Raw genomic sequence first — 6,644 nt, forward strand, 5'->3', positions numbered from 1 at the left:
TTGGTAACGCGGGTTTGAGCCATGAGGCTCAGCTTGTGATCAGCCGGGGCAGGCGTTGGGCCCGCCCCCGCCCAGGTTAGTGGGCTGTTCGTCAAGCAGGGGCGACCAGGCGGGATCGGAGCCCCGCCCGGTGTAGCCGGACTGGCTGATCACGCGCCCCGACAGATCCACGGTCCACAGCCGGGTGTCGCCGCCGGGCGACTGGCGCGCGAACATGATGTAGCGGCCGTTGGGGGCCCAGGACGGGCCTTCCTCGAAATAGCTGGACGACAGGATGCGCTCGCCCGAGCCGTCGGGATTCATCACCCCGGTCGAGAAGCGTCCGCCGGACTGTTTGGTGAAGGCGATCAGATCGCCGCGCGGGCTCCAGTTCGGGGCGGTGTAGAGGCCGCTGCCGCGCGCGATGGGCCGCTGGCCGCTGCCGTCGGCGCGCATGACGTACAGCTTGGCCGAGCCCGAGCGGTCCGAGGTGAAGACGATCTGGCGGCCGTCGGCATTGAACGAGGGCGAGGTGTCGATTCCCGGATCGGACGTCAGGCGTCGCACCTGACGGCTGGACAGGTCCATGACATAGACATCGGTGTTGCCGCCCCGGATGATCGAGAAGGCCATCTGGGTCCCGTCATTCGAGAACCGCGGGGCCAGCACCTGACCGTCGAACTCGCCCAGGGACTCGCGCCTCTGGGTCGCCAGGTTGAACAGATAGATGCGGCTGTAGTCCTTGCCGAGCGCGACATAGGTGATCTCGTTGGGATCGCTCAGCGAGAAGCGCGGCGACATGATGATCTCGTCGCCTTGAGTCAGATAGACGGGGTTGAACCCGTCCTGATCCGAGATGGCCAGACGCGACAGGCGGTTCAGCTGGGTGCCGCTTTCGGCGACGAAGATGACGCGGGTGTCGAACAGGCCCGTCTCGCCGGTCATCCGCTGATAGATCAGATCCGCGATCTTGTGCCCGATACGGCGCCACTGCTCGGGCGTGGCGGTGAACTGGTAGGCGATCAGCTGGCATTGCCGGTAGGGGTCGTACAGGCGGAAGCCGTAGTCGTTGCGGTCATCCGGCCGGCGCGTGACCGAGCCGTAAAGCACCGCCTGAGCGCCGATCGAGGTCCACTGCGGAAAGTTGGGGGCGTTGGCGAGCGTCAGCCCCGTCTCGACGAAACTGGCCGGGTCCATCGGCTCGAAATAGCCCGAACGGCGCAGGTCGGCGCGGATCACCCCACCCAGATCAGCTCCGTTCTGTCCGTCGAAATTGGCCACGGCGATCTGCAATGGGCGGATGACGCCCTGATCAATTTCGACTTCGACCGGATCACCGGCGCGCGGCGGGGTCTGGGGCGTCTGGGCCGTGGCGGTCGCCGTCGTGACCGCCACGATGGCGATGCTCGCCAGAAGTCGGTTCCATCGCATGTGGGCTCCCACTCAATCCAGACGTCCGGCGATCCTTATCGCCAGACCGAACAAATAAGGCCAGCATGACCGTGATTGGGGCGACTTTCAGGCCCTGTCAGGCTTCGTCAGCTTTAAAAGCCATCCTCACCGGTTTCTGCACGCGCGTTCTGTGACGAAGGTGGGTCGGAACGGCCCACCGTTGAATCCCTCGGGCACTTCGAACGGCGCGGTCTGGCGAATGGCGCGGACGGCAGCGTCGGCGGCGGCCCTCCAGATGGGGTCCGGGCGCGGCGCCAGCAGGGTCGGTCCGGCCGTTATCCGTCCGTCGCTGGCCAAGGTCACGTCCATCTGGATGCGCAGGTCCCGCGCTCCGGGAATGTCACACGGAAGGGTCCAGTTCGGATAGACCTGATTGAAGATGGCCGTGACCTGAGGTCCCGTCGCCTGTGAGGCCGTCCCCCTGCCCTGCTGGCCCGTCGCCGGACGCGTGCCGGGGCGCGTCGTGGGACGCGCCGGCCCCGCCAGCGCGTCGAGATCAAGCGTCGCCTCGCGACGCGGCGGCGCGGGGTTGGGGCTTGGCGGCGTCGGGGTTGGACGCGCTTTGGGCGGGGGCGGCGTGGGCACGGGACGCGGGGTCGGGGCCTTGGCCGGGACCGGGGCCGGGCGGGGCGTCACAGCCACGGGCTCGGGTGGCGTCGGTTCGGGTGGGGACGGCGCGACCGGCGCGGTGGACGCGTCCTCGGTGATCAGTTCCTCGGACGGATTGTCGGCGGCGGCGGCCTCTATGACCGCTTCGGAGACGATCGAGACCGGCACGGCGTTGACCACCGGCACGATCTCGCGGTCGCCCCACGACATCAGGCCGAGCAGGGCCACGCCCACGACGGCGGCGTGGACGACGACGGATCCGATCAGCGAGGCGCCGGGCCGTTCCACGGCGTCAGCCCTCCTCGCCGGCCGAGGTTTCGGTGATCAGGTTCAGCTTGGTGAAGCCGGCCGAGGACAGCCGCGCCATGACCCGCGCCACCGCCTGATACGGCGCGCGGCCGTCGGCGCGGATGAAGACCGCCTTGTCGCGCGCCTCGGCCCCGCCCTCTTCGGCGACGCGCAGCACCAGCCGCTCCCAGGCCACTTCGCCCTCGCCGACGAAGATGGCACCGTCGCGGGCGATCGAGACCGTCACCGGCTCTTGCGAAACGTCGACCGCGCTGGCCTCGGTCCTGGGCAGTTCGACCTCGACGCCAGTGGTCAGCAGCGGCGCCGAGATCATGAAGATGATCAGCAGCACCAGCATAACGTCGACCAGCGGCGTGACGTTGATCTCGCTCAGCGGACGCTTGCGCTCCCGCCTGCGTCCGCGGACGTGTCCGCCTCCGCCGCCGCCCGCCAAAGCCATGGCTCAGACCTCGCGCTGGCTGGTGGGCGACGCGCCCAGGCGACGCGCCACGGCGGCCTGTAGATCGTCGGCGAAGCTCTCCAGACGGCCCGTGAACTTGCCCGCGTCGATCGAGAATTTATTATAGGCGATATAGGCCGGAATGGCCGCCGCCAGGCCGATGGCCGTCGCGAACAGGGCCTCAGCGATGGCCGGGGCCACGGTGGTCAGATTGGTGTTCCCCGCCGAGGCGATGGCCCCGAAGGCGTTCATGATGCCCCAGACCGTGCCGAACAGGCCGATGAAGGGCGAGGCAGTGGCCACCACCGACAACACGCCAAGGCCGGCCTCGACCCTCTGCCCCTCGCGCGCGATCAGGCTGTCCAGCGCGCGGTCGATGCGCGAGATCAGCATATTGCCCTGCGCCTCGGTCAGCGGCCCGCGCGTCCGCGCCTCGCGCCAGTCGGACAGGGCGATGACCAGCATGCGCGGCAGGGGATGGGTCGGCTCCGGTCCCGCCTGGGCGGCCACGTCCTCCAGCGAGCGACCCGACCCGACTGCCCGTTCGAAGGCGGTGGCCTGGCTGTTCAGGTTGGTGAACTTGAACGCCTTGTCGATGATCACGGCCCAGGACCACAGCGAGGCCACGGTCAGGCCGATCATGACCGTCTTCACGACAAGATCGGCCGCCAGGAAAAGGGCGACGGGGTCCATCATGGTCGAAACGTGGGCGGTCATTTGCGAATCCTTGCGGCGTCCCGATGATCAGCGCCGGACGGCCGTGGCGTTTTCAGGGCGGTGGATGCGGGGTCTAGACCATTTTCGCTTCAGGTCGAATCGACCTGAATCCAGAAAATGGTCCAGAATCATGCTGGAGCGAAATGTGAGCCTTGATGGACTGCGTCCATCAAGACCGATTTCGCTCTAGCCGGGTGTGGCGCGCGGGTCACCCGTCGAATTCTGACGACTTTCGCCTGCGGTCAAGCTTGAAGCCTGTTCCGACGACCGACCGGTGTTCGGCTGGACCGCCAAAAGCAAAGGTGCCGATCAACAGGCTCCAGCCCTGCCTTCGCTGATGGTGGGTTGAAAACTCTCAGGCTCCCGCTCTCTCTCTGGCCAGCCAGGGGCCGACCTTTTCGATCAATGCGGGCGTCGGCCGTCGCGGCCGGCCGTCCATGTGGATGCAGACCACCTCGACACTGGCCCGGCAGAGCACGTCGTCGCCGCGCGTGACGGTCTGGCTGATAACCATGCGGGGACCCCTGATCGCGTCGTAATGGGTGCGGACGATCAGGGCGTCGTCGATGCGGGCGGGCTTGAGGAAGTCCAGGTCCATCTTCGACACGACAAAGGCCATCGGCGCGTCGCCGTCCAGCAGATCGGTGTGCCCCAGCCCCATCAGCCTCAGCGCGTCGGACCGCCCGCGCTCGAAATAGCGCACATAGTTGGCGTGATAGACCAGGCCGGTGAAGTCCGTGTCCTCGTAATACACGCGGACCGGCAGGCGATGCTCGCGGCCTTCGAACCGGCCGGCGGTAGGACTGTCGGTCATGAGGCCCTCGGCGGCGCGCGCAGGAAGCCGGGACAAAGGTCCGCCAGCATGCCCTCGAATTCGGCCCTCAACGGATCGGTGGCCAGCAGCACCCGGTTGGGCCGCGAGATGAAGGCCGTCACCCGCCCCCCATGCGAGACGTAACCGCACACTGCCCGGCGGCCGCCGGTCTCGGTATAGCTGATGCGGGCGTCCGGCCCGACGTGTTGGCGCAGTTGCGCCTGTGCCCGCTCGACCGGCGTGGGCTCGGCGGGACCCAGGCCGCGCGTGGTGGCCAGCCAAAGGATCACGGCGCCCAGCGCCAGCACGGCGACGCCCATCGCCGCGATCAACCGCTCGACCTTGATCGTCCGTCGCGCCATTCCGTCTCCGTTCGCGTCGACCATGCCGGGGTTCGCGGCGAAGGTGAAGGGTGGAGAACACGCGCCGTCGTCACTTGCCGCCGAACAGCCCGCCCTGCTCAGGCGCCTTGGGCGGTTCGGCCAGGCCGAGGTGGGCATAGGCCCGGGCGCAGGCCATCCGCCCGCGCGGCGTGCGCTGGATGAAGCCCTGTTGCAGCAGATAGGGCTCGATCACGTCCTCGACCGCGTCGCGGGCCTCGGCGATGGCGGCCGCGAGCGTATCCATGCCGACCGGCCCGCCGCCGTAGTTCTCGATCAGGGCCCTGAGGAAGCGGCGGTCGAGGCTGTCCAGCCCGGCCTCATCGACCTCCAGCCGGGCCAGCGCCCGCGCCGCCGCCAGCCGGTCGATGACCGGCGAGCCCTCGGCCTCCGCGAAGTCGCGCACCCGGCGCAGCAGCCGCCCGGCCACGCGCGGCGTGCCCCGCGACCGGCTGGCGATCTCGCGCGCGCCCTCCTCATCGACCGCCACGCCCATCTTGCGGGCCGCCCCGGTGATGACCCGGACCAGTTCCTCCGGCGTGTAGAACTCCAGCCGCAATGGGATGCCGAAACGATCGCGCAACGGCGTGGCCAGCAGGCCAGCGCGGGTCGTCGCCCCGACCAGGGTGAAGGGCGCCAGATCGATCCGCACCGACCGCGCCGACGGCCCTTCGCCGATGATCAGGTCCAGCACATGGTCTTCCATGGCCGGATAGAGAATCTCCTCCACCGTCGGGGCCAGCCGGTGGATTTCGTCGATGAACAGCACGTCGCGGGGTTCGAGATTGGTCAGGATGGCGGCGAGGTCGCCGGCCTTGGCAAGGATGGGGCCGCTGGTGGCCCGAAACCCGACGCCGAGCTCGCGCGCCACGATCTGGGCCAGCGTCGTCTTGCCCAGTCCCGGCGGGCCGAACAGCAAAACGTGATCCAGCGATTCGCCCCGGCCACGCGCGGCGTCGATGAAGACCTTGAGATTGCCCTTGGCCTGCTCCTGCCCGACGAACTCCGACAGGGTCTGGGGCCGCATGGCGCGGTCATGGGCCTCGCCGGGGGCGGGCTCGGGCGAGATGATGCGGTCTTCAGCCATGCCGACTCCAGTGGCGAGTGGCGAATGGCGTGTGGCGAGTGGCGCCTCCAGAGCCTGATCGGTTGAGGAGGAATCGCTTCGCGATTCCGCGGATGCCGTAAATCAGGCTCCAGCATGACCCGGGATCAAACGTCGATGAGCGGTCGAGTGTCCCGCCATTGTGACGAGGCGGATTAACTCGCCACTCGCTACTCGCCACTCGCCACTCGCATATCATCGCCCCAGCTCCTGCAGAGCCGCGCGGATCACCGCCGACAGGTCCGCCCCATCGCCCAGCCGGATCAGCGCCTGATCCACGGCGCGACGCGCGTTGACCTCGGCCACGCCCAGACCCAGCAGAGCCGACACGGCCTCGCCGGTGACGCTGGGGACCGGGAGCGAGGTCCCGACGTGCGTGCCCTGCGCGTTGGGCGTGAGCGACACGTCGCCCAACGGCTTGCCCTTCAGCTCGGTGACGATGCGCAGCGCCAGTTTGGGGCCCACGCCATTGGCCCGCGCCACCGCCGCCTTGTCGTCGCGCGCCACGGCCGCCGCCAGTTCGCCCGGCGGCAGGACGTCCAGCACCGACAGCGCCGCCTTGGGGCCCACGCCCTGGATGCCGGTCAGGGTGGTGAAGGCCCGCCGCTCGTCCCGGCTGAGGAAGCCGTACAAGCGCGGCCCGCTCTCGGCGTTCCAGTTGCTCTCGATATGCAGGGTCGCCTCGTCACCGGGGGCCGGCAGCCGTTGCAGGGTCCGCGATCCGCACACCACGACATAGCCCGCGCCCGCACAATCGATCAGACAGTGGTCCGCCTCGACCTCGGCCAGCACGCCTCTGAGCCGGCCGATCATGACGCAACCCTGCCCCATCGGGGGAGG

At 68.7% G+C, this 6,644-nt stretch carries 8 protein-coding genes; all 8 read right to left on the reverse strand.

Going from position 1 to position 6,644, the window contains the following annotated elements; all coding sequences use genetic code 11:
- Positions 1 to 39: 39 nt before the first annotated feature.
- The 8 genes from tolB to ruvA all read right to left on the reverse strand — a co-directional run bounded on the left by tolB (position 40) and on the right by ruvA (position 6,617).
- Positions 40 to 1,410 carry a Tol-Pal system beta propeller repeat protein TolB gene (gene tolB, locus ACESMO_RS00680; protein ID WP_372706253.1) on the reverse strand — a complete coding sequence of 457 codons (1,371 nt, stop codon included), beginning with the start codon at positions 1,408 to 1,410 and terminating at the stop codon, positions 40 to 42.
- A gap of 126 nt (positions 1,411 to 1,536) precedes the next feature.
- Positions 1,537 to 2,328: a hypothetical protein gene (locus ACESMO_RS00685; protein WP_372706254.1), complete on the reverse strand. Its 792-nt coding sequence runs from the start codon at positions 2,326 to 2,328 to the stop codon at positions 1,537 to 1,539.
- Between the two features lie 4 nt (positions 2,329 to 2,332).
- Positions 2,333 to 2,788 (reverse strand): ExbD/TolR family protein, encoded by a 456-nt coding sequence (locus ACESMO_RS00690; RefSeq protein ID WP_372706255.1) that lies wholly within the window; start codon positions 2,786 to 2,788, stop codon positions 2,333 to 2,335.
- 3 nt (positions 2,789 to 2,791) lie between these two features.
- Positions 2,792 to 3,505: a protein TolQ gene (tolQ, locus tag ACESMO_RS00695; protein ID WP_372706256.1), complete on the reverse strand. Its 714-nt coding sequence runs from the start codon at positions 3,503 to 3,505 to the stop codon at positions 2,792 to 2,794.
- Positions 3,506 to 3,860: 355 nt separating this feature from the next.
- Positions 3,861 to 4,319, reverse strand: a complete 459-nt coding sequence (gene ybgC, locus ACESMO_RS00700; RefSeq protein WP_372706257.1) for a tol-pal system-associated acyl-CoA thioesterase — start codon at positions 4,317 to 4,319, stop codon at positions 3,861 to 3,863.
- Positions 4,316 to 4,681: a hypothetical protein gene (locus tag ACESMO_RS00705; protein WP_372706258.1), complete on the reverse strand. Its 366-nt coding sequence runs from the start codon at positions 4,679 to 4,681 to the stop codon at positions 4,316 to 4,318. Before ACESMO_RS00705 ends, ybgC begins: the two co-directional genes overlap by 4 nt.
- A gap of 70 nt (positions 4,682 to 4,751) precedes the next feature.
- On the reverse strand, positions 4,752 to 5,786 hold the full coding sequence (gene ruvB / locus ACESMO_RS00710; RefSeq protein ID WP_372706259.1) for a Holliday junction branch migration DNA helicase RuvB: 1,035 nt from the start codon (positions 5,784 to 5,786) through the stop codon (positions 4,752 to 4,754).
- Between the two features lie 213 nt (positions 5,787 to 5,999).
- On the reverse strand, positions 6,000 to 6,617 hold the full coding sequence (gene ruvA, locus ACESMO_RS00715) for a Holliday junction branch migration protein RuvA (RefSeq protein WP_372706262.1): 618 nt from the start codon (positions 6,615 to 6,617) through the stop codon (positions 6,000 to 6,002).
- Between the last annotated feature and the right edge of the window lie 27 nt (positions 6,618 to 6,644).

The organism is Brevundimonas sp., from assembly GCF_041688735.1.
Lineage (GTDB): Bacteria > Pseudomonadota > Alphaproteobacteria > Caulobacterales > Caulobacteraceae > Brevundimonas.